This is a genomic window from Pseudomonas hamedanensis (genome assembly GCF_014268595.2).
GTDB classification, from domain to species: Bacteria; Pseudomonadota; Gammaproteobacteria; order Pseudomonadales; family Pseudomonadaceae; genus Aquipseudomonas; species Aquipseudomonas hamedanensis.
Map to the genome: position 1 here is coordinate 4,498,691 of NZ_CP077091.1, position 20,995 is coordinate 4,519,685.

At 61.3% G+C, this 20,995-nt stretch carries 25 protein-coding genes; 8 read left to right on the forward strand and 17 right to left on the reverse strand.

Annotated elements, in window-relative coordinates; genetic code table 11:
* Positions 1 to 22 precede the first annotated feature (22 nt).
* Together HU739_RS19575 and trmB are read left to right on the forward strand one after the other, a co-directional pair.
* Positions 23 to 817 (forward strand): thiazole synthase, encoded by a 795-nt coding sequence (locus tag HU739_RS19575; protein ID WP_186551207.1) that lies wholly within the window; start codon positions 23 to 25, stop codon positions 815 to 817.
* A 9-nt stretch (positions 818 to 826) separates the two neighbouring features.
* Positions 827 to 1,552 carry a tRNA (guanosine(46)-N7)-methyltransferase TrmB gene (trmB, locus tag HU739_RS19580; RefSeq protein ID WP_024014663.1) on the forward strand — a complete coding sequence of 242 codons (726 nt, stop codon included), beginning with the start codon at positions 827 to 829 and terminating at the stop codon, positions 1,550 to 1,552.
* A gap of 135 nt (positions 1,553 to 1,687) precedes the next feature.
* Here trmB and HU739_RS19585 read toward each other — a convergent pair whose 3' ends face one another.
* The 9 genes from HU739_RS19585 to HU739_RS19625 form a co-directional block, all read right to left on the reverse strand.
* Positions 1,688 to 2,011, reverse strand: coding sequence for a DUF3392 domain-containing protein (locus tag HU739_RS19585; protein ID WP_003229134.1), 324 nt, complete (start codon positions 2,009 to 2,011; stop codon positions 1,688 to 1,690).
* Positions 2,012 to 2,044: 33 nt separating this feature from the next.
* On the reverse strand, positions 2,045 to 3,250 hold the full coding sequence (gene hemW / locus HU739_RS19590; protein ID WP_225922748.1) for a radical SAM family heme chaperone HemW: 1,206 nt from the start codon (positions 3,248 to 3,250) through the stop codon (positions 2,045 to 2,047).
* Positions 3,247 to 3,843 (reverse strand): RdgB/HAM1 family non-canonical purine NTP pyrophosphatase, encoded by a 597-nt coding sequence (gene rdgB, locus HU739_RS19595; protein WP_186551061.1) that lies wholly within the window; start codon positions 3,841 to 3,843, stop codon positions 3,247 to 3,249. The genes hemW and rdgB overlap by 4 nt, the downstream gene beginning before the upstream one ends.
* The gene (locus tag HU739_RS19600; protein ID WP_186551062.1) at positions 3,840 to 4,274 is read right to left on the reverse strand and encodes a DUF4426 domain-containing protein; all 435 of its coding nucleotides are present in this window, start codon (positions 4,272 to 4,274) and stop codon (positions 3,840 to 3,842) included. Before HU739_RS19600 ends, rdgB begins: the two co-directional genes overlap by 4 nt.
* Positions 4,275 to 4,300: 26 nt before the next feature.
* Complete coding sequence (metW, locus tag HU739_RS19605) at positions 4,301 to 4,921, reverse strand: methionine biosynthesis protein MetW (protein WP_034153662.1); 621 nt, start codon at positions 4,919 to 4,921, stop codon at positions 4,301 to 4,303.
* 7 nt (positions 4,922 to 4,928) lie between these two features.
* Entirely contained in the window at positions 4,929 to 6,068 is a 1,140-nt protein-coding gene (gene metX / locus HU739_RS19610) for a homoserine O-succinyltransferase MetX (RefSeq protein WP_186551063.1), read from the reverse strand.
* Positions 6,069 to 6,273: 205 nt separating this feature from the next.
* The gene (locus HU739_RS19615; RefSeq protein ID WP_090287149.1) at positions 6,274 to 6,864 is read right to left on the reverse strand and encodes a YggT family protein; all 591 of its coding nucleotides are present in this window, start codon (positions 6,862 to 6,864) and stop codon (positions 6,274 to 6,276) included.
* 10 nt (positions 6,865 to 6,874) lie between these two features.
* Positions 6,875 to 7,693, reverse strand: a complete 819-nt coding sequence (gene proC, locus HU739_RS19620) for a pyrroline-5-carboxylate reductase (protein WP_186552282.1) — start codon at positions 7,691 to 7,693, stop codon at positions 6,875 to 6,877.
* Between the two features lie 23 nt (positions 7,694 to 7,716).
* Positions 7,717 to 8,403, reverse strand: coding sequence for a YggS family pyridoxal phosphate-dependent enzyme (locus HU739_RS19625; protein ID WP_186552283.1), 687 nt, complete (start codon positions 8,401 to 8,403; stop codon positions 7,717 to 7,719).
* Positions 8,404 to 8,459: 56 nt separating this feature from the next.
* On the opposite strand from HU739_RS19625, the gene HU739_RS19630 reads away from it, so the two are divergent.
* Positions 8,460 to 9,494 carry a type IV pilus twitching motility protein PilT gene (locus HU739_RS19630; protein ID WP_186552284.1) on the forward strand — a complete coding sequence of 345 codons (1,035 nt, stop codon included), beginning with the start codon at positions 8,460 to 8,462 and terminating at the stop codon, positions 9,492 to 9,494.
* A 127-nt stretch (positions 9,495 to 9,621) separates the two neighbouring features.
* Here the strand turns inward: HU739_RS19630 and HU739_RS19635 are convergent, their stop codons facing one another.
* Entirely contained in the window at positions 9,622 to 10,239 is a 618-nt protein-coding gene (locus HU739_RS19635; protein WP_186552285.1) for a C40 family peptidase, read from the reverse strand.
* Positions 10,240 to 10,487: 248 nt separating this feature from the next.
* On the opposite strand from HU739_RS19635, the gene HU739_RS19640 reads away from it, so the two are divergent.
* Positions 10,488 to 10,922, forward strand: coding sequence for an NINE protein (locus HU739_RS19640; protein WP_186552286.1), 435 nt, complete (start codon positions 10,488 to 10,490; stop codon positions 10,920 to 10,922).
* A gap of 151 nt (positions 10,923 to 11,073) precedes the next feature.
* Here the strand turns inward: HU739_RS19640 and HU739_RS19645 are convergent, their stop codons facing one another.
* From HU739_RS19645 to gshB, 7 genes are all read right to left on the reverse strand, one after another.
* A complete protein-coding gene (locus tag HU739_RS19645; protein WP_186552287.1) occupies positions 11,074 to 12,345 on the reverse strand; it encodes a dihydroorotase in 1,272 nt (423 codons plus the stop codon).
* Entirely contained in the window at positions 12,342 to 13,346 is a 1,005-nt protein-coding gene (locus HU739_RS19650; RefSeq protein ID WP_016772736.1) for an aspartate carbamoyltransferase catalytic subunit, read from the reverse strand. Before HU739_RS19650 ends, HU739_RS19645 begins: the two co-directional genes overlap by 4 nt.
* Positions 13,347 to 13,373: 27 nt before the next feature.
* Entirely contained in the window at positions 13,374 to 13,880 is a 507-nt protein-coding gene (gene pyrR / locus HU739_RS19655) for a bifunctional pyr operon transcriptional regulator/uracil phosphoribosyltransferase PyrR (protein WP_186552288.1), read from the reverse strand.
* An 81-nt stretch (positions 13,881 to 13,961) separates the two neighbouring features.
* Positions 13,962 to 14,399, reverse strand: coding sequence for a Holliday junction resolvase RuvX (ruvX, locus tag HU739_RS19660; RefSeq protein WP_041476809.1), 438 nt, complete (start codon positions 14,397 to 14,399; stop codon positions 13,962 to 13,964).
* Positions 14,399 to 14,971, reverse strand: a complete 573-nt coding sequence (locus tag HU739_RS19665) for a YqgE/AlgH family protein (protein ID WP_186552289.1) — start codon at positions 14,969 to 14,971, stop codon at positions 14,399 to 14,401. The genes ruvX and HU739_RS19665 overlap by 1 nt, the downstream gene beginning before the upstream one ends.
* Positions 14,972 to 15,142: 171 nt before the next feature.
* Positions 15,143 to 16,042 (reverse strand): energy transducer TonB, encoded by a 900-nt coding sequence (locus HU739_RS19670; RefSeq protein WP_186552290.1) that lies wholly within the window; start codon positions 16,040 to 16,042, stop codon positions 15,143 to 15,145.
* A gap of 107 nt (positions 16,043 to 16,149) precedes the next feature.
* The gene (gene gshB / locus HU739_RS19675) at positions 16,150 to 17,121 is read right to left on the reverse strand and encodes a glutathione synthase (protein WP_186552291.1); all 972 of its coding nucleotides are present in this window, start codon (positions 17,119 to 17,121) and stop codon (positions 16,150 to 16,152) included.
* A gap of 225 nt (positions 17,122 to 17,346) precedes the next feature.
* Between gshB and pilG the strand changes: the two genes are divergently transcribed.
* From pilG to HU739_RS19695, 4 genes are all read left to right on the forward strand, one after another.
* Positions 17,347 to 17,751 (forward strand): twitching motility response regulator PilG, encoded by a 405-nt coding sequence (gene pilG, locus HU739_RS19680; protein WP_016772743.1) that lies wholly within the window; start codon positions 17,347 to 17,349, stop codon positions 17,749 to 17,751.
* A gap of 60 nt (positions 17,752 to 17,811) precedes the next feature.
* Entirely contained in the window at positions 17,812 to 18,177 is a 366-nt protein-coding gene (gene pilH, locus HU739_RS19685; RefSeq protein WP_186552292.1) for a twitching motility response regulator PilH, read from the forward strand.
* A 10-nt stretch (positions 18,178 to 18,187) separates the two neighbouring features.
* On the forward strand, positions 18,188 to 18,727 hold the full coding sequence (locus tag HU739_RS19690) for a chemotaxis protein CheW (RefSeq protein WP_186552293.1): 540 nt from the start codon (positions 18,188 to 18,190) through the stop codon (positions 18,725 to 18,727).
* A gap of 210 nt (positions 18,728 to 18,937) precedes the next feature.
* Positions 18,938 to 20,986 carry a methyl-accepting chemotaxis protein gene (locus tag HU739_RS19695; RefSeq protein ID WP_186552294.1) on the forward strand — a complete coding sequence of 683 codons (2,049 nt, stop codon included), beginning with the start codon at positions 18,938 to 18,940 and terminating at the stop codon, positions 20,984 to 20,986.
* Positions 20,987 to 20,995 lie beyond the last annotated feature (9 nt).

Sequence of the window (20,995 nt, forward strand, 5' to 3'; positions counted from 1 at the left end):
TCACCCTTGAAGAGGATTCCCCATGAGCATCGTTCGTAACGACAAGCCTTTTGTGCTGGCCGGTCGTACTTACCAGTCGCGTTTGCTGGTCGGTACCGGCAAGTACCGTGACATGGAAGAAACCCGCCAGGCCATCGAAGCCTCGGGCGCCGAGATCGTCACCTTCGCCGTACGCCGCACCAACCTGGGCCAGATCGAAGGCGAGCCGAACCTGCTCGAAGTGCTGTCGCCGGATCGCTACACCTTCCTGCCGAACACCGCCGGTTGCTACGACGCCATCGAAGCCGTGCGCACCTGCCGCCTCGCTCGTGAGCTGCTCGATGGCCACAACCTGGTGAAGCTGGAAGTGCTGGCCGACCAGAAAACCCTGTTCCCCAACGTGATCGAAACCCTCAAGGCCGCCGAAACGCTGGTCAAGGAAGGCTTCGACGTGATGGTCTACACCAGCGATGACCCGATCATTGCCCGGCAACTGGCGGAAATCGGCTGCATCGCCGTGATGCCACTGGCCGGTCTGATCGGTTCCGGTCTGGGCATCTGCAATCCGTACAACCTGCAGATCATCCTTGAAGAAGCGAAGATCCCGGTGCTGGTCGATGCCGGCGTCGGTACCGCTTCCGACGCGACCATCGCCATGGAACTGGGCTGCGACGCCGTACTGATGAACTCGGCCATCGCCCACGCCCAGCAGCCGGTAATGATGGCCCAAGCCATGCAACACGCGATCGTCGCGGGCCGTCTGGCTTACCTCGCCGGCCGCATGCCGAAAAAACTCTATGCCAGCGCCTCTTCGCCGCTGGATGGTCTGATCAAGTAAGAGCCATTGATGACTGAATCGAACGACACGCCTGTCCAGCCGGACGAAGGCGACGAGCGCCAACACCGCCGCATCAAGAGTTTCGTGATGCGCGCCGGGCGCATGACCGAAGGCCAGCAACGCGGCCTGGATCAGGGCGCGCCGCTGTACGTGCTGCCGCTGGCCGATGCGCCGGTCGATTACGACCAGGTGTTCGGCCGCTCGGCACCGCGCTCGCTGGAAATCGGTTTCGGCATGGGCCACTCGCTGCTGGAAATGGCCGCGGCGGCGCCGGAGCAGGATTTTATCGGCGTTGAAGTGCACCGTCCGGGTGTCGGCGCGCTGCTCAATGGCGTACTGACCCAAGGTCTGACCAATCTGCGGGTCTACGATTGCGATGCTATCGAAGTGCTCAACCGCTGCATCGCCGACAACAGCCTCGACCGCCTTATGCTGTTCTTCCCCGATCCGTGGCACAAGAGCCGCCACCACAAGCGCCGAATCGTCCAGGCCTCGTTTGCCGAACTGGTGCGCAGCAAGTTGAAGGTCGGCGGTATTCTGCACATGGCCACCGACTGGGAACCGTACGCCGAATACATGCTGGAAGTGATGAACGTCGCCCCGGGCTACCGCAACCTCGCCGAAGACGGCAAGTGCGTGCCGCGCCCGGCCGAACGCCCGATCACCAAGTTCGAACGCCGTGGCGAACGTCTCGGCCATGGCGTGTGGGATCTGAAGTTCGAAAAGATCGCTTAAGCATCACGCAATGATCGTTCCCACGCTCTGCGTGGGAATGCAGCCCGGGACGCTCCGCGTCCCAAAGCGGACGCAGAGCGTCCATTGAGGCATTCCCACGCGGAGCATGGGAACGATCACAAAAAAACCAGCTCTTTAGCGGCGATCAGCAACCACGCCAATCAACACCAGCACCACCAGCAACACCGGCGCCAGGCTGTAGTTGTTGAACTGGCTCAAACCCTTCACTACCCACGGCGTGGCGTAGATCAGCGCGGCGCCGCTGCCTATCACACACAGCAGGGCCATCAGTGGCACGCGCAGGGCGCCGGCGATGCTGCCCAGGCGTTGCTCGACCCAGCCTTTGAAATCGGCGCCGAACAGCACCAGCAGGCAACCGACCAGCGCCAGAGCGATTTCCGAGAGGTTGCTGCGGCTCCAGCGGGAGACAGTGGCGAGCAGGTCGAGTATCAAATCCATGGGTTTTCCTTGGGCTGCCGTTCGGGGTTGGGCTCAGTTCAGAAATTGTTGCAGCAAATCGTTGAGGAACAGCTGGCCGCGTTCGGTGGCCGCCAGACGTGACGGTTCGACCTGCAACAGACCGCTTTGTTCGGCCTCGCGCCGGCCTTCGGCAAGCGTGTCCAGAGACAGACCGGTACGCTCGCTGTACAGGCGCGAGTCCACCCCGGCGGTAAGACGCAGGGCATTCATCAGGAATTCGAACGGCATTTCCTCATCGGTCAGCGATTTCTCGCCGGCCTGAAAGCTTTTCGCCGGATTCAGATAGTCTTTCGGCAGGCGGGTCTTCCAGGTCCGCACAATGCGCCCGTCCGGATGACTCAACTTGCCATGCGCACCGGCGCCGATGCCGATGAAATCGCCGAAGCTCCAGTAATTGAGGTTATGCCGCGCCGGCCGTCCGGCCTGGGCATACGCCGACACTTCATATTGCGCGTAACCATGCTCGGCCAGCAGCGCCTGCCCGGCCTCCTGAATGTCCCACAGCGTGTCGTCTTCCGGCAGCACCGGCGGCTGATTCCAGAACACCGTGTTCGGCTCCAGCGTCAGCTGGTACCACGAGATATGCGTCGGATTCAGCGCGATGGCCTGACGCAGGTCGCTCAACGCATCGTCCAGCGATTGATCGGGCAAACCGTGCATCAAGTCGAGGTTGAAGTTGTCGAACCCGGCCTGCCGCGCCATGCCGGCAGCGCGCACCGCTTCGTCGCCGTTGTGGATGCGGCCCAGCGCCTCAAGCTTTTCCTGCTGGAAACTCTGGATGCCGATCGACAGGCGATTGATGCCCAACTGACGGTACGCCACGAACTTCTCTTGTTCGAAGGTGCCCGGGTTAGCCTCAAGGGTGATTTCGATATCGCTGGCGAACGGGATGCGCTGCTCGACACCCTTCAGCAAGCGTCCGAGCGCCTCGGCACTGAACAGACTCGGCGTGCCACCACCGAAGAAAATCGAGCTGATTTCACGGCCGTAAACAGCGTGCAGATCCTGATCGAGATCGGCCAGCAACGCGTCGACGTATTCCTGCTCCGGCAGCACGGGACTGGCGGTGTGCGAGTTGAAGTCGCAATAAGGGCATTTGCGCACACACCACGGGATGTGGATGTACAGCGCCAGGGGCGGCAAGGTTGCCAGCGGCGCCCGAGGCGAAGACGCGGCGCCGCCGAAGATCAGCGACGACGCGGAAGAATCAGTGGTCATTTCAGGCCCAGACGCTGGCGCAGCAGATCCATTGCACGGGCGCGGTGGCTGATCTGGTTCTTGTCGGCCGGGCTTAACTCGGCACTGGAGCAGTCGCGCTCCGGCACCCAGAACAACGGGTCATAACCGAAACCGTGTGCGCCGCTGGCAGCGGTGAGGATGCGCCCGTGCCACAGACCTTCGCAGAGGATTGGCAGCGGATCGTCGGCATGCCGCACCAGCGCCAATACGCAAACGAATTGCGCGCCACGCTCGGCTTGCGGCACGTCTTTCAGCGCCTCGAGCAGTTTGGCGTTGTTGGCTGCATCGCCCTTGCCGTCGGCATAACGCGCCGAGTAAATACCCGGCGCGCCGCCGAGGAAATCCACCGCCAGCCCGGAATCGTCGGCCAGTGCCGGCAAACCGGAAATGCGCGCGGCGTTGCGTGCCTTGAGAATCGCGTTCTCGACGAACGACAGGCCGGTTTCTTCCGGCTCGACCTTGCTCCACTCGCCAATCGAACGCAGTTGCACCGATTCGCCGAGCATGGCCTGGAGTTCTTTGAGTTTGCCGGCGTTATGGCTGGCCAGTACGAGCTGCTTGATGTTCATCATTCGCCGGGAAAGAGTTCTTGGTTGAAGTGGATAGTGTGGGTCTTGTCGCCGTTCTGCACCTTGATTTCAAAGGTGCGGGTTTCCTGCTGCGGCACCGGGTACTGGGCGATGTAGTAGATCGCGCCCTGCTCGGTGACCTGGCGAAAACTCAGCGGCACGCTTTGGCTGGTCAGGTCTTTGACCGTGCCGGTGACGCTGGCGATCAGCGGTTTGCCGTGCTTCATCACTGAAACGTTGATCACGCCCTGGTTCTTGCTGCGGATCAGCTCGGCAGCCTTGGCGATGTCTGGTTGCAGGAACGTCGAATTGAAGGTGTTGTAGTGCACCGTGATGTCGCCAAAGGTTTCCTTGCGTTCACCCTTGATGACGTCCGCCGCGATGGCGCCAGCGCTCAGGCAGGCAGTGAGTAACAACAACGCTAGACGACTCATGTTCGTGCTCCTCGAAATGGCTCGGCTCAGACCGCGACCTTGTGGTCCGCCAGTTGCGGGCTGCTGACGCGGTAGATACCGATTTCACCTAACAGATTAGGCCATAGCTTACTGGCCCACCCGTGGCGGTGCTGTTGATCCACGGCAAGCCGATCAATGACCTTCGCATCACGTTCGCGGCACAGTTCTTCGAAATCCTCGAACGTGCAGAAGTGGATGTTCGGCGTGTTGTACCAGGTGTAAGGCAGAAATTCCGACACCGGCATGCGGCCCTTGCTCGCCAGATACCAGCGGCAGCGCCAGTGGCCGAAGTTCGGGAAAGTGATGATGCACTGGCGGCCGACGCGAAGCATTTCGTCGAGGATCTTGTCCGGGTAATGCACGGCTTGCAGGGCCTGGGTCATGACGACGATGTCGAAACTGTTGCTGGCGAAGTTGCCCAGCCCTTTGTCCAGATCCTGCTCAATGACGTTGATGCCCTTGGCCACGCACTCGGCGATGTTCTCGGCGTCGTTTTCCAGGCCATAACCGGTGACGTTCTTGTTGTCGCGCAGCCAGGTCAGCAGTTCGCCGTCACCGCAACCAAGGTCGAGGACGCGGCTGCCGGCGGGGATCCATTCCTGGATGATTTCCAGATCAGCTCTCATGGCTTTCTCACAACGAAATGCGGTTCATGTAATTGCCGAACGCCTGCAAATAACGCGGGATCGGAATCAGGAAGGCGTCGTGGCCCTGCGGCGCGTCGATTTCCAGGTAACTGACGTCTTTGCGCGCGGCCATCAGCGCGTCCACCAATTCCCGCGAACGGGCTGGGGAGAAGCGCCAGTCAGTGGTGAACGACATCACGCAGAATTTCGCCGTGGCGTTTTCGAAGGTTTTTGCCAGATCATCGTCGAAGTTCGCCGCCGGATCGAAGTAGTCCAGCGCCTTGGTCATCAACAAGTACGTATTGGCATCGAAACGACCGGAGAACTCCTCGCCTTGATAACGCAGGTAGCTTTCAACCTGGAACTCGACACTGTGGAAGTCATAGTTGAGCTTTTCGCTCTTCAGGCCCCGGCCGAATTTCTCACCCATGGAGTCGTCGGACAGGTAGGTGATGTGCCCAACCATGCGCGCCAGCATCAGGCCGCGCTTGGGGATCACGCCCGCTTCCTGGAACGAACCGCCATGGAATTCCGGGTCGGTGAGGATCGCCTGACGCGCGACTTCGTTGAAGGCGATGTTCTGTGCCGACAGCTTCGGCGCCGAAGCGATGGCCAGGCAGTGACGCACGCGATCCGGGTAGGTGATGGTCCATTGCAGCGCCTGCATGCCGCCGAGGCTGCCGCCGATCACCGCCGCCCACTGGCCAATGCCGAGCACGTCAGCGAGACGCGCCTGGCTGTGCACCCAGTCTTCCACGGTGAGCACCGGGAAGTCGGCGCCGAACGGCTTGCCGGTCTCCGGGTTGACGCTGCTCGGGCCGGTGGAGCCGTTGCAGCCGCCGAGGTTGTTCAGGCTGACCACGAAGAACTTGTTGGTGTCGATCGGCTTGCCGGGACCGATGCAGCTGTCCCACCAACCGGGCTTGCGGTCGTCGACGCTGTGATAACCGGCGGCGTGATGATGGCCGGACAGGGCGTGGCAGATCAGCACGGCGTTGCTCGCCTGCGCATTGAGCGTGCCGTAGGTTTCGTAGATCAGGTCATAGGCGGCCAGCGAACGACCACAGGCCAGCGCCAGCGGTTCGCTGAAATGCGCGGTTTGCGGCGTTACCAGACCAACAGAATCGGGGGGAAAGGCAGTTGGCATCGACCCTGCTCTCGTTGAAATGAGGCGTAAGTCTAAAGACCGGGGGGGTTAGCGGCAAGCAACGATCGGGTCTGCGTTTATTCAGCTATATCGAGGTGCGCCCATCGCGAGCAGGCTCACTCCTACAGGGGGAACGCATTCCAAATGTAGGAGTGAGCCTGCTCGCGAAAAGCGCGACTCGGTCAGTCAGACCGAACGCACCATCTCACATCAGCAAACGCAGAATCTCCGGCATCATCGTCATCGCCGCCAGATTGTTGATGACCAGCATGTCGATCAATTTCAGCGCGAGGAAAGCGAAGATCGGCGACAGGTCCAGGCCGCCCAGGTTCGGCAGGAAGCGGCGGAACGGCGCCAGTGCCGGTTCGCAGATCTGGTTGACCAGTTCGGCGCCCGGATTGTGGCTGCCCGGTGCGACCCACGACAGGATCACGCTGATGATCAGGGCGAAGAAGAAAATCTTCAGGAACAGCGCGGTGACGCCGATCAGCGACCAGATCAACAGTTGCAGCGGATTGCCGGTGGTGCCATAGGTCAGCAGCAGGGTCAGCGCCATCAGCAGCAGTTGCACCAGGATCGCCAGCACCAGCGACGACATGTCGAGGCCGAACAGGCTCGGGATGATCCGGCGCAGAGGCTTGAGCAGCGGCTGGGTGGCTTTGACGATGAACTGGCACAGCGGGTTATAGAAGTTCGCCCGCACCAGTTGCAGGACGAAGCGCAGCAGCACGATCAGCAAATACAGGCTGCCGAGGGTTTGCAGCACGTAAACCGCTGCGGTGTTCAATCCGATCATGAAAGGCTCCTTATTTGCCCAGTTGTTCGGCCATTTCGGCCGAGCGGTGCGCGGCGGCGCCGAGTGCGGTTTCGACCAGCGCTTCGAAGCCGCCAGCCTGGAATGATTTGATCGCCGCTTCCGTCGTGCCGTTTGGCGAGGTCACGCGGCGGCGCAGTTCGGCGGCGTCAACGTCGCTGGACACCGCCATGTGCGCGGCGCCCAGCGCGGTTTGCGCGGTCAGCTGTTCAGCGATTGCCTTGGGCAGGCCGAGTTTCACGCCGGCAGCGGTCATGGCTTCGATCAGCAGGAAGAAGTACGCCGGGCCAGAGCCTGAGACCGCCGTGACTGCGTCGAGTTGCTGCTCTTCTTCCAGCCACAGGGCGATGCCAACGGCGGACAGCAGCTCTTCGGCTTGCTGACGCTGCTCGGCGGTTACCTCGTCGGTGGCGTACAAGCCGCTGACGCCCTGACGCAGCAGCGCCGGGGTATTGGGCATGCAGCGCACGATCGGCTGCTCGCCGAGCCACGCGGTCATGCTCGCACAGGTGATGCCGGCGGCAATCGACACCACCAGTTGATGCGGCTTCAGGCTCGGGCGGAGCGCCTCGCACACGGCTTTCATCGCCTGTGGCTTGACCGCCAGCACGATGACATCGACGCCGTCGATGGCCTGGGCATTCTCGGCAAAGGTTTCGATGCCGTGTTCGGCGCTGACTTTGGCGCGGGTTTCTTCGCCCGGATCGCTGGCGCGAATCTGCGCCGCTTCCAGACCCTTGGCGCGCAAGCCGCCAATCAGACTGGCCGCCATGTTGCCCGCACCGATAAACGCAATACGTGTGTTGCTCATGTGTGGTCCTTATCTGGAAACGTTCAAGACTGGGAGTAATCTCTGGCGCCAAACAGCGCGGTACCGATCCGCACCCAGGTGGCGCCTTGGGCGATGGCCGACTCGAGGTCGTGGCTCATGCCCATGGACAATGTGTCGAGTGGCAGATTGAGGCTCGCCTGCAATGTCTGCACGGCGGCGAAGGCAGCATCTTGCTCGGCGCGCGCTTCGGTCGGCTCGGGAATCGCCATCAAACCGCGCAAGTGCAAACGCGGCAGTTGGCTGATGGCCTCGGCCAGCGCGGGCAGATCGGCCGGGTTGCAGCCGGATTTACTCGCTTCGCCGCTGACATTCACCTGGATGCAGATGTTCAGCGGCGGCAGCTCGGCCGGGCGTTGTTCGGACAGGCGTTGGGCAATTTTCAGGCGATCCACGGAGTGCACCCAGTCGAAATGCTCGGCAATCGCGCGAGTCTTGTTCGATTGAATGGGGCCGATGAAGTGCCAGATCAAGGGCAGGTCGGCCAGCTCCAGCTGTTTGCTCAAGGCCTCCTGCAGGTAGTTCTCACCGAAGTCGCGCAGGCCGGCGGCGTAGGCTTCACGCAGGGCCTGGGCAGGTTTGGTCTTGCTCACGGCGAGTAGCTGGACGCTGTTTTCAGGTCGTCCGGCAGCGGCAGTCGCGGCCTGAATGCGTGAACTAACGAGGGCGATGTTGTCTGCTATCGTGGACATCAAGAGGCGCCGGCGGTCTGTAGGTTCGCGGCATTCTACTGGAATTGAGGGACGCTATGGATATCACTGAACTGCTGGCCTTCAGCGCCAAACAGGGCGCTTCCGACCTGCACCTGTCGGCCGGCCTGCCGCCGATGATCCGTGTCGATGGTGATGTGCGGCGGATCAATCTGCCAGCGCTGGACCACAAGCAAGTACACGAACTGATCTACGACATCATGAACGACACCCAGCGGGTCGACTTCGAGAAAAATCTGGAAACCGATTTTTCCTTCGATGTGCCCGGTGTCGCGCGGTTTCGGGTCAACGCGTTCAACCAGAACCGTGGCGCTGGCGCGGTGTTCCGCACCATTCCGTCGAAAGTGCTGAGCATGGAAGACCTCGGCATGGGCGATGTTTTCCGCAAGATCACCGATGCGCCGCGCGGGCTGGTGCTGGTGACCGGGCCGACCGGCTCCGGCAAATCGACTACGTTGGCGGCAATGATCGATTACCTGAACACCCATCGGCATCATCACATCCTGACCATTGAAGATCCGATCGAATTTGTTCATGAATCGCGCAAATGCCTGATCAATCAGCGCGAAGTTCATCGCGATACCCGCAGTTTCGCCACGGCGCTTCGTTCGGCGCTACGTGAAGATCCGGACGTGATTCTGGTTGGCGAGATGCGCGATCTGGAAACCATTCGCCTGGCGCTGACCGCCGCTGAGACCGGACATCTGGTGTTCGGCACGTTGCACACGACCTCGGCGGCCAAGACCATCGACCGCGTGGTCGACGTGTTTCCCGGGGACGAGAAGTCGATGGTCCGCTCGATGCTCTCGGAGTCATTGCTGGCGGTGGTGTCGCAGACGCTGATCAAGAAGATCGGCGGCGGGCGGGTGGCGGCGCACGAAATCATGCTCGGCACGTCGGCGATCCGCAATCTGATCCGCGAAGACAAGGTGGCGCAGATGTATTCGGCGATTCAGACCGGCGGGTCGTTGGGCATGCAGACACTGGACATGTGCCTGAAGGATCTGGTGACCAAGGGCTTGATCAGCCGCGAGCACGCTCGGGAGAAGGCGCGTACCCCGGATAATTTCTGAGGGACGGTGATCGTTCCCACGCTCTGCGTGGGAATGCAGCCCGGGACGCTCTGCGTCCCTGCCGAAGCGGACGCGGAGCGTCCATTGATGCATTCCCACGCGGAGCGTGGGAACGATCAATCGCGTGTTAGCGCTGAACTACGCGCAACTGCTGTTGCTCTTTCGGCAACACCCGCTTGGCCACGACGTAGTGCTTCTGCCAGTACGGTTTGTTCAGCGTGTCGATGCTTACCGCTTTGCCGCGGCGCGGGGCGTGGATGAAGCGGTCGTTGCCCAGGTAGATGGCAACGTGATTGACCCGACGGCTCTTGATGTTGAAGAAAATCAGGTCGCCCGGCTTCAGATCCTTGCGTTCGACTTTCTCGCCGTGACCGCTGGCCATGGCATTGGAGGTGCGTGGCAGGTCGAAGGTGGCGTCGTTGAACGCGTATTTCACCAGGCCGCTGCAATCAAAGCCTTTACTTGGGCTGCTGCCGCCCCAACGATAAGGTGTACCGAGAACGTTCACCGCACGGCTCAGCACGTTACTGCTTTCCTTGCTCGCCATCGGTGGCACCAGCTTGCTGTGGCTCTTGCTGCTCAGCGTGGTGGTTTTGCTCTTGCTGCTTTTGCTCGAAGGAGCCGAAGCATGGGATTTAGGGGTGAAGCCGTTGACGTTGGGAAGACGTTGCTCACGATTGGTGGCGTGGGCGGCCAGTGGCATTAATAGGCAAATAGTTAGCCATGTCTTGAAAAATGGTCGCATTAGGCGTGGCTCTTGAGTGGTAGCGCGCAACTTTATAACAGCTTTTTTTGCCGCTCCGAGGCCGTTCATCGATTCCTTCGGCTTGCTACGGAACCAAAAAAGCACAAAAAGTACGCAATTGTCCGACAGAAGTCAGGTTCTACAAGGGTTTCGCGCTAGCAACGGTAACATTTGCCATACGTCGGGCACCTGTAAAAAAGTCACAAAGAAATGAAGAATATTTATCTATCGAGTGCAATGAGGTTTTAATGAACAGCTATCAGCTACCCCGTGTGCAGGAAAAAGACACCCACAGCAAAGTCATCGGCTATCTGCTGTGGATTTTCGGCTTCACCGGCGCGCACCGCTTTTATTACGGCAAGCCGGTGACCGGGACGGTCTGGTTTTTCACCTTCGGTTTGCTGGGGATTGGCTGGCTGATCGACGTGTTTCTGATCCCGGCGATGGATCGCGAAGCAGACCTGCGCTTTACCGCCGGGCCAATCGAGTACAACGTCGCGTGGATCCTGCTGACCTTCCTCGGTGTGTTCGGCGTGCACCGGATGTATCAGGGCAAATGGATCAGCGGTTTGCTGTATCTGCTGACGGGAGGGTTGTTCTTTCTGGGCGTGCTGTATGACTTCTGGACGCTGAACGATCAGGTGTCGGTGCGTAACGCGCAGAAGCGCGGCGCCTTCCAATAAGTTGTGGCGAGGGGATTTATCCCCGTTGGGCCGCGAAGCGGTCCTGAATCTGAGAACGCGGTGGATATGATCCACCGCGCGCGATGGCTTCGCGACTGCTTCGCAGCCGAACGGGGATAAATCCCCTCGCCACAAGTTCCTCAGCAGCAGGTTATGCCTGGTGGGTGATCCGCCCATCCACCAGCGTATAGCGCACCACCCCCGGCAGACTGTGACCGATGAACGGGCAGTTCTCGCCCTTCGACAGCCACTGCTCACCTGCCACCGTCGATGCCTTCGGATCGAACAACACGATATCCGCCGCACCGCCTACTGCCAGTTTGCCCGCCGGCAAGCGCAGCGCTTGCGCCGGGCCTGCGCTAAGACGCGCCAGCAGCGTCGGCAGATCGAGCAAACCATCCTCCACCAGCGTCATCGCCAGTGGCAGCAGCAGTTCAACACTGCTGATGCCCGGCTCGGTCGCGCCGAACGGTGCCAGTTTGGCGTCGCGCTCGTGGGGCTGATGATGGCTGGAGATCGCCGAAACCACGCCGGACTTGACCGCCTCGCGCAGGCCATCGCGGTCAGCGCGGGTACGCAGCGGCGGTTGCACGTGATAGAGGCTGTTGAAGTCGATCAGCGCTTCGTCAGTCAGGATCAACTGATACAGCGCGACATCGGCGGTGACTTTCAGGCCACGGGCCTGCGCCTGGGCGATCAACGCCACGCCGCGAGCGCTGGTCAGCTGGCTGAAGTGCGCACGCACGCCGGTTTGCTCGACCAGCAGCAGATCGCGAGCAAGCGCCACGGTTTCGGCGGTTTCCGGGATGCCCGGCAGGCCGAGGAAACTGGCGACGGCGCCTTCATGGGCCAGACCGCCCTCGGCCAGGTCGTGATCCTGCGAGTTGAAAATCACCGTCAAATCGAAAGTCGCCGCGTATTCCAGCGCCCGGCACAGGGTGCGGCTGTTGCGGAAACTCTCCAGACCGTTGCCGAACGCCACGCAACCGGCGTCGCGCAAAGCCACCAGTTCGGCCAGTTGCTCACCGTCCAGGCCTTTGCTGAGTGCGCCAATCGGGAACACCTTGGTGTTGCCGGCTTCGCGGGCACGGTCGAGGATCAGTTCGGCCACGGCCGAGGTGTCGAGCACCGGTTTGGTCTTCGGCGGGCAGCACAGGCTGGTCACGCCACCGGCAGCGGCGGCGCGGGTTTCGCTGACGATCGAGCCTTTGCGGCTGTAGCCCGGCTCGCGCAGGGCGACGTTGAGGTCGACCAGGCCAGGCGCGGCAACCAAACCGTGGGCATCAATCGTTTCGACAGCGTTGAAATCGGCCGGCGCGGCGCCAAGGGCGACGATCTTGCAGGCTTCAACGTGGATGTCGGTGATTTGATCCAGGCCGCTGCTTGGATCGATGACGCGTGCGCCGAGGATGCTGAGCTTCACTGGGCGTTCTCCTGCTCGAATTGACGTTGCGCAGTCTGCCCGCTCATGGCCATGGACAGCACGGCCATACGAATCGCGATGCCGTAAGTGACCTGATTGAGGATCACCGAGTGCGGGCCGTCGGCCACTGCCGACTCGATTTCCACGCCGCGGTTGATCGGCCCCGGGTGCATGACGATGCAATCCGGTTTGGCCCCGGCCAGACGCGCGGTGGTCAGGCCGAACAGGCGATAGAACTCGCCCTCGCTCGGCAGCAGGCCGCCGGTCATGCGCTCCCGTTGCAGGCGCAGCATGATCACCACGTCGACATCTTTCAGGCCCTCGGCCATGTCGGTGTAGACCTTGACGCCGTATTGCTCGATGCCGATCGGCAGCAGGGTTTTCGGCGCGATTACGCGGATGTCCGGGCAACCGAGGGTTTTCAGCGCAAGCATGTTCGAGCGCGCCACCCGCGAATGCAGGATGTCGCCAACGATGGCCACCGAGAGATTTTCGAATCCGCCCTTGTGCCGACGGATGGTGAGCATGTCGAGCATGCCTTGCGTCGGGTGCGCATGACGGCCATCGCCGCCGTTGATGATCGCCACTTGCGGGCAGACATGCTCGGCGATGAAGTGCGCAGCGCCGGAATCGCCGTGGCGCACAACGAACATGTCGGCGGCCATGGCTTCAAGGTTGCGCAAGGTATCGAGCAACGTTTCGCCCTTGCTTGCCGACGATGTCGACACGTTCAGGGTGATCACGTCCGCCGACAGCCGTTGGGCTGCCAGTTCAAACGTGGTGCGGGTGCGCGTGGAGTTTTCGAAGAACACGTTGCACACGGTCTTGCCGCGCAACAACGGGACTTTTTTCACCGCCCGGGCACCGACTTCGAGGAACGAGTCGGCAGTGTCGAGGATTTCCGTCAGCAACTCGCGGCGCAGGCCATCGAGCGAGAGGAAGTGGCGCAGCTGGCCCTGATCATTGAGCTGCAGCGGGCGCTTGGTATCTAGAGGCGTCATCGCGAGGGGGACTCTCAATAGGGCGGATTAAAGGGTGACGTCTTGCAGTTCAAGCGTCAGCGGCTCGGGGCCGGACAGCTTGACCCGCTGGTTGGCGGCCAGTGTCAGGGTGGCGCCGACCACGTTCGGGCGGATCGGTAGCTCACCGGCGTCCAAGTCCAGCAGGCAGACCAGGGTGACGCTGGCGGGGCGGCCGTAGTCGAACAGTTCATTCATGGCGGCGCGGATGGTCCGACCGCTCATCAGCACGTCGTCGATCAGCACCAGATGCTGGCCTTCGATCTCGAAGGGCAGGGCGGATGGGCGCACTTGCGGGTGCAGGCCGTTCTGGCTGAAGTCGTCGCGGTAGAAGGACACGTCCAGGGTGCCCAGTGGCGCATCGCTGGCCAGCTCTTTGAGCAGCGCCTGCGCGACCCAGATGCCGCCAGTGCGGATGCCGATGTAACGCGGTTCGCTGATGTCACGCTGGGCAAGGTGCGCCTTGAGGCGGGTCGCCATCTGGCTGATCAGATCGGCGGGATTGGGCAGGCTCATGGTTGCTCCTTCGTGAATCCGGGCCGCGTCCTGCCGGACAAGGCTCGGTTTATAACCAAAAGAAAAGCGCCGAAGCGCTTGTCAGGATTCAAACAATGCAGTGTTTTCATCGAGCCAGCCCTGCAACAGCAGAGCGGCGGCGATGGCGTCCACCGGGTTGTCGCGGTAACTGCCTTTCTGCCCGCCACGCACCAGCCGCTCGCCTTTGGCTTCAAAGGTGGTCAGGCGTTCGTCGTGAGTATAGAAAGGCAGGTTGTAGCGGCCGTTGAGGCGTCGGGCGAACTTCTCGGCGCGTACACACATGTCGCTGGGCGTGCCGTCCATGTTCAGCGGCAGGCCGACCACCACGGCGTCGGGCTTCCATTCTTTTATCAGCGCTTCGACCTGATCCCAGTTCGGCACGCCGTTCTGCGCTTTCAAGGTGCACAGCTCGCGGGCCTGGCCGGTAATGACCTGGCCGACCGCGACGCCGATCTGTTTGGTGCCATAGTCGAAGCCGAGAATCAGGCGCAGGGCCATCAGGCGTGACCTGCCTGGCTGGTGAGCAGATTGAGGTCGACCCCCAAATGCCGCGCCGCCGCTTCCAGGCGCAACTCGCTGCTGGTATTGAAGAGGATGTCGGCGTTATACGGGCAGGTCAGCCAGGCGTTGTCGGCCAGTTCGGCTTCCAGTTGCCCGGCTTCCCAGCCAGCGTAGCCGAGGGTGATCAGGCTTTTCGACGGGCCGACGCCATCAGCGATGGCGAACAGCACGTCCTGCGACGTGGACAGGGCCAGGTCGCCTTCCAGCTGCGCGGTGGCCTGGAAGATCTGGCCGGCGGGATGCAGGACAAAGCCGCGATCGGTCTGCACCGGCCCGCCGATGAAGATCGGCACATGCTCGCACAGGGCCGGCGGCTCGATGTCCGGGCGCAGTTGTTCGAGGATGTCGGCCAGACTCAACTCTTGCGGCCTGTTCACCACCAACCCCATCGCGCCATTGGCCGTGTGCTCGACGATGTAGGTCAAGGTGTGGGCAAAATTCGGGTCGGCCATGTGCGGCATGGCGATCAGGAAGTGATGCTTGAGGTAGCTGGGGCTGACGTTTTTCATGTGCGCTAGTGTGGCGTTCGAGGGGCGAACTGACAAGCTGGAGATGTAAGCAACACACCGATCAACTGTAGGAGTGAGCCTGCTCGCGATAGCGGAGTGTCAGTCAAATATTCAGGTTCTGGCACACCGCTATCGCGAGCAGGCTCACTCCTACAAGGGATTTGCGGTGTGTCAGTTGCTGGAGAGCTTGTCGCCCCGGGCAAATTTCCAGGTGCGGATGATTTCCAGGCGGTCGATATCCGACAGATCCCCGGTAAACGGTGCAAACGGCGCGGCCAGGCGAACGATGCGCTGCGCGGCCTGATCGAGCAGCGGCTGGCCGGAGGATTCGAGCACCAGCACTTCATACAGCGAACCGTCGCGGTTGATCGAGACCATCAGACGCAAATTGCCGTAGATCTGTTTGCGCCGTGCTTCTTCGGGATAATTGAGGTTGCCGATGCGCTCGACCTTCTTGCGCCAGTCGTCCTTGTACCAGGCGCCTTTGTCGCGCATGGTCGAGGCGGCGCTCAGACGGTGGATGCGCGGGCGTTTGGCGTACAGCTGTTGTTCCTTGGCCAGTTCCGCTTCCAGGCTGGCGATGTCGCTGGACAGCTGTGAGCTGTCGAACGTCGGCGCGTCGACTGTCGGTTTGACTTCGGTTTTGCTTTCTTCTTTTTTGGTCGGCGCTTTTTTCGGTTTCGGCGCGACGGTGGTCACCGCTGCCTTGGGCGCAGCTTCCTGCACTTCTGGCTTGGCGGCCGGCGGCGGGGTGACTTTTTTGACCTGGTTGTCCTGGAACGGCGCGACCTCGGTGGTCTTGGGAATCGCTTTCTTGTCCAGCGTGCCGCTGCCTTCCTGATTTTCCTGGGCGAGGAAGTCAGCCTTCTCAGGCTTCTTCTCGGCCTTGAAAGTGGCCAGGGTGATTTCCAGGGTTTTGCTGATCTGCTGCGGCTCGACCATGGTGAAGCCGACACCCAGCAGCAGCGCCAAATGAATCAGCGCCGCGAGAAACAGGGTAAAACCGAGGCGATCGGCCGGGCGCACGCCACGATGGGCGAGTTCAGCGGGCAGATCGGACGGGAGGGTCATGACAAAAAAACCAACATCGCGTTTTTCAGAGGCTGCGCATGATAACGCAATGTTGGTTTCGCGCCTTGGGCTTCACGCTTCAAGCGACAGACTGCATGTGACGTGCATCAAGCTTGTGGCTTTTTGCCGGCCGCTTGCAGCTTTTTATCGATGGCATCCATCAGCATGCCGCCGATATCAGTGCCAAACGCATTGTCGATTTCGCGGATGCAGGTCGGGCTGGTGACGTTGATTTCGGTCAGGTGTTCGCCAATCACGTCGAGGCCGACGAACAGCAGGCCTTTCTCGCGTAGGGTCGGGCCGACCTGGGCGGCGATCCAGCGATCCTTGTCGCTCAACGGACGCGCTTCGCCACGGCCGCCGGCAGCGAGGTTGCCACGGGTTTCGCCCTGGGCGGGAATGCGCGCCAGGCAGTAATCCACCGGCTCGCCGTCGATCATCAGGATGCGTTTGTCGCCGTCCTTGATCGCCGGCAGGTAGGCCTGGCCCATGATTTGCTGGCCGCCGAGTGCGGTCAGGGTTTCCAGGATCACTGACAGGTTCGGGTCGCCGGCACGATGGCGGAAAATCGAAGTGCCGCCCATGCCGTCGAGCGGCTTGAGGATCACGTCACCGTGTTTCGCCGCAAATTCGCGCAACACGTCGGCGCGGCGGCTGACCACGGTCGGCGGCGTGCACTGCGGGAACAGCGTGGCGAACAGCTTTTCATTGCAGTCGCGCAGGCTCTGCGGCTTGTTGACCACCAGCACGCCGGCGGCTTCGGCCTGCTCCAGCAGATAAGTGGAGTAGACGAATTCCATGTCGAACGGCGGATCCTTGCGCATCAGGATCACGTCCAGGTCGCTCAGCAGCTGGTCCTGCTCGGCGTCCAGTTCGAACCATTTTTCCGGATTGGCGAACACTTTCAGCGGCTTCATCCGCGCCCGTGCCTGGCCTTCGCCCTGATACAGGTCGCGCTGCTCCATATAGAACAATTCCCAGCCACGCTTCTGCGCGGCCAGCAGCATGGCCAGCGAGCTATCCTTTTTATAGGAGATGCTGGCGATAGGGTCCATGACAATCCCGACGCGAACGCTCATTGGGTTTTCCTCGAAATTTGGCTACCGGATCGGTATTGAAAAAGTGCCGCCAGAGTGGCGCCGGGCGTGTTTCGGGTCAAGGAAAAACCCGTCGATAGATTGCATCTGGAGACTGTGCTAAAAAGGCTGGCAGAGCGCGCCGCCCCTTGGCTATCAAGGGTTTGGGGCCAAAACTCACAGCAAAACGGACAATTTGATTCGCAAAGGCGACGGTAGAACCCTCTTATGGAACAGCAGTCCAGCGCCTTGAAGGTCATGGTGATCGACGACTCGAAAACGATTCGCCGCACCGCCGAAACATTGTTGAAGAATGTCGGTTGCGAAGTGATCACCGCCATCGACGGTTTCGATGCGCTGGCGAAGATCGCCGACCACCATCCGGGGATCATCTTTGTCGACATCATGATGCCGCGTCTGGATGGCTATCAGACCTGCGCCCTGATCAAGAACAACAGCGCCTTCAAGGCCACGCCGGTGATCATGCTGTCCTCCAGGGACGGGCTGTTCGACAAGGCCAAGGGGCGGATTGTCGGTTCTGATCAATTTTTGACCAAGCCGTTCAGCAAAGAAGAACTGCTCAATGCGATCCAGGCCCATGTTCCGGGCTTCGCCGCTGTTTTGCCGCAGTAAGACACGCACAGTGACGCTCGGCCAGCGGGCCGGCAGTCGACCAGAAAAATGGGGAAGACCATGGCACGTATCCTGATCGTCGATGATTCGCCGACTGAAATGTACAAACTGACCGGCATGCTCGAAAAGCACGGCCATGAAGTACTCAAGGCCGAGAACGGCGCCGATGGCGTGGCCCTGGCCCGTCAGGAAAAACCCGACGCGGTGCTGATGGACATCGTCATGCCCGGCCTCAACGGTTTTCAGGCGACCCGTCAGTTGACCAAGGATGCCGACACTGCGCACATCCCGGTGATCATCATCACCACCAAGGATCAGGAGACCGACAAGGTCTGGGGCACCCGCCAGGGCGCCAAGGATTATCTGACCAAACCGGTCGACGAAGACACCCTGATCAAGACCCTGAAAAACGTGCTCAAAGGCTGATCGCGCGATCATGAACGAATCGCTGACCGCGTTCGAACTGCTCTGGCAGATCGACCAGCGCTGCCGCTTGCTGGCGGCGGACCTGCCGTCGCAAGCGGCACGCCAGGATCGCTGGAGCGGCATCGGCTTTCGCCTTGGCGAGCATTGGTATGTGGCGCCGATGGGCGAAGTCAGCGAAGTGCTGCACGAGCCGCGCTTCACCCAATTGCCCGGGGTCAAACCGTGGGTCAAGGGTGTGGCGAATCTGCGCGGGCGGCTGCTGCCGATCATGGACCTGTGCGGGTTCTTCGGCCACGAGCTGTCGCCACTGCGTAAACAACGGCGGGTATTGGTGGTGGAACATGGGGATGTGTTTGCCGGGCTGATGGTCGATGAAGTCATCGGTTTGCAGCATTTCGAGCAGGGCAGTTTCGAGCCGCTGTCGATCAGCAAGCGCCAGGGTTCGAAGGCCGAGTTCGTCAAAGGCTATTTCCGTCGCGAACAGAACTGGCGGGTGTTCAGCCTGTTCGCACTGGCCAAGTCCCCGGTGTTCATGGGTGTTGCGATATAGCAGGAACAACTGAACCCATGTGGACGCGGGCCATGTGGCGAGGAGATTTATCCCCGTTGGGTCGCGCAGCGGCCCCAAAAACTGCAATGCCTGACACCGTCAGCGCATGCGATATTTTTGCGACTGCTTCGCAGCCGAACGGGGATAAATCCCCTCGCCACAAAGCCCGCTCCCACATTTGAAGGTGGCAGGTTTCATAGGCGAGGACCGATGACAACAGCAAAAACAGGCAAGTCGGCAGAAGGGTCGCGCAGTCGCGCGCAGATCATCGTGCTGTTTATCGCACTGATCGTGTTCATCATGCTGCTGTTCGCCAACTTCGCCTACCTCAACACCCAGGCGAACTACGACAAGCAGTACATCGGCCACGCCGGTGAGCTGCGCGTGCTCTCGCAACGCATCGCCAAAAACGCCACCGAAGCGGCGGCGGGCAAGGCGGCAGCATTCAAATTGCTCAGCGATGCGCGCAACGATTTTGCCCAGCGCTGGGGTTATTTGAAAAAAGGCGACCCGAACACCGGGCTGCCGCCGGCACCGGCTGCCGTGCGCCCGGAAATGCGTGCGGTGCAACTGGACTGGGAACGCCTGCTGAAAAACACCGACGCGATCCTCACCAGCGAGCAGACCGTGCTGTCGCTGCACCAGGTCGCCGCGACCCTGGCCGAAACCGTGCCGCAGTTGCAGATCGAATACGAAAAGGTCGTGGAAATTCTGCTCCAGCGCGGCGCTCCGGCGGGCCAGGTGGCGATGGCCCAGCGTCAATCGCTGCTGGCCGAGCGCATCCTCGGCGCGGTCAACACCGTGCTGGCCGGCGACGAGAACTCCCAGCAGGCCGCCGACGCGTTTGGTCGCGACGCCACACGTTTCGGTCAGGTGCTCAATGGCATGTTGCAGGGCAACCCGGCGCTGAAAATCAGCCAGGTCGAAGACCGCGACGCCCGTGCGCGTTTGAGCGAAATCTCGGAACTGTTCCAGTTCGTCTCAGGCTCCGTGGATGAAATCCTCGAAACCTCGCCGGAGTTGTTCAAGGTGCGCGAGTCGGCCACCAACATTTTCAGCCTGTCGCAAACCCTGCTCGACGAAGCCTCGCACCTGGCCACTGGTTTTGAGAACCTCGCCAGCGGGCGCAACACCGACACCATCGGTGGCTACGTGCTGGGCTTGCTGGCGCTGGCCTCGATCATCCTCATTGGGCTGGTGATGGTCCGCGAAACCAACCGCCAGTTGCGTGAAACCGCGGAAAAAAACGAACGCAACCAGAACGCGATCATGCGCCTGCTCGACGAGATCGAAGATCTCGCCGACGGCGACCTCACGGTGACCGCGTCGGTGACCGAAGACTTCACCGGCACCATCGCCGACTCGATCAACTATTCCGTCGATCAGTTGCGTGATCTGGTCGCGACCATCAACCTCACCGCCGGCCAGGTCGCCGCTGCCGTACAGGAAACCCAGGCCACCGCCATGCACCTGGCGCAGGCCTCGGAGCAACAGGCCCAGCAGATTTCCGAAGCGTCGACGGCGATCAGCGACATGGCCGAGTCCATCGATCAGGTCTCGGCCAACGCCGCCGAGTCGTCGGCGGTGGCCGAGCGTTCCGTGGAAATTGCCAACAAGGGCAACGAGGTGGTGCACAACACCATCCACGGCATGGACAACATTCGCGAACAGATTCAGGACACCGCCAAGCGCATCAAGCGCCTTGGCGAGTCGTCCCAGGAAATCGGCGACATCGTCAGCCTCATCGATGACATTGCCGACCAGACCAACATCCTCGCCCTCAACGCGGCGATTCAGGCGTCGATGGCCGGCGATGCCGGGCGCGGTTTTGCCGTGGTTGCCGACGAAGTCCAGCGTCTGGCTGAGCGATCCTCCGCCGCCACGCGGCAGATCGAAACACTGGTGCGGGCGATCCAGGCCGACACTAACGAAGCGGTGATTTCCATGGAGCAGACCACCACCGAAGTGGTGCGCGGCGCGCGACTGGCGCAGGATGCCGGTGTGGCCCTGGAAGAAATCGAAGGCGTTTCGAAAACCCTGGCGGCGCTGATCCAGAGCATTTCCAACGCGGCGCAGCAGCAGACGTCTTCGGCCGGGCAGATCTCGCTGACGATGAACGTGATCCAGCAGATCACCTCGCAGACATCGTCAGGCTCCACGGCCACCGCTGAGAGCATCGGCAATCTGGCAAAAATGGCCAGTCAGTTGCGTCGCTCGGTATCCGGTTTCACCCTGCCGGCGACGACAGACAAAGCGTGAGTGGAGTGG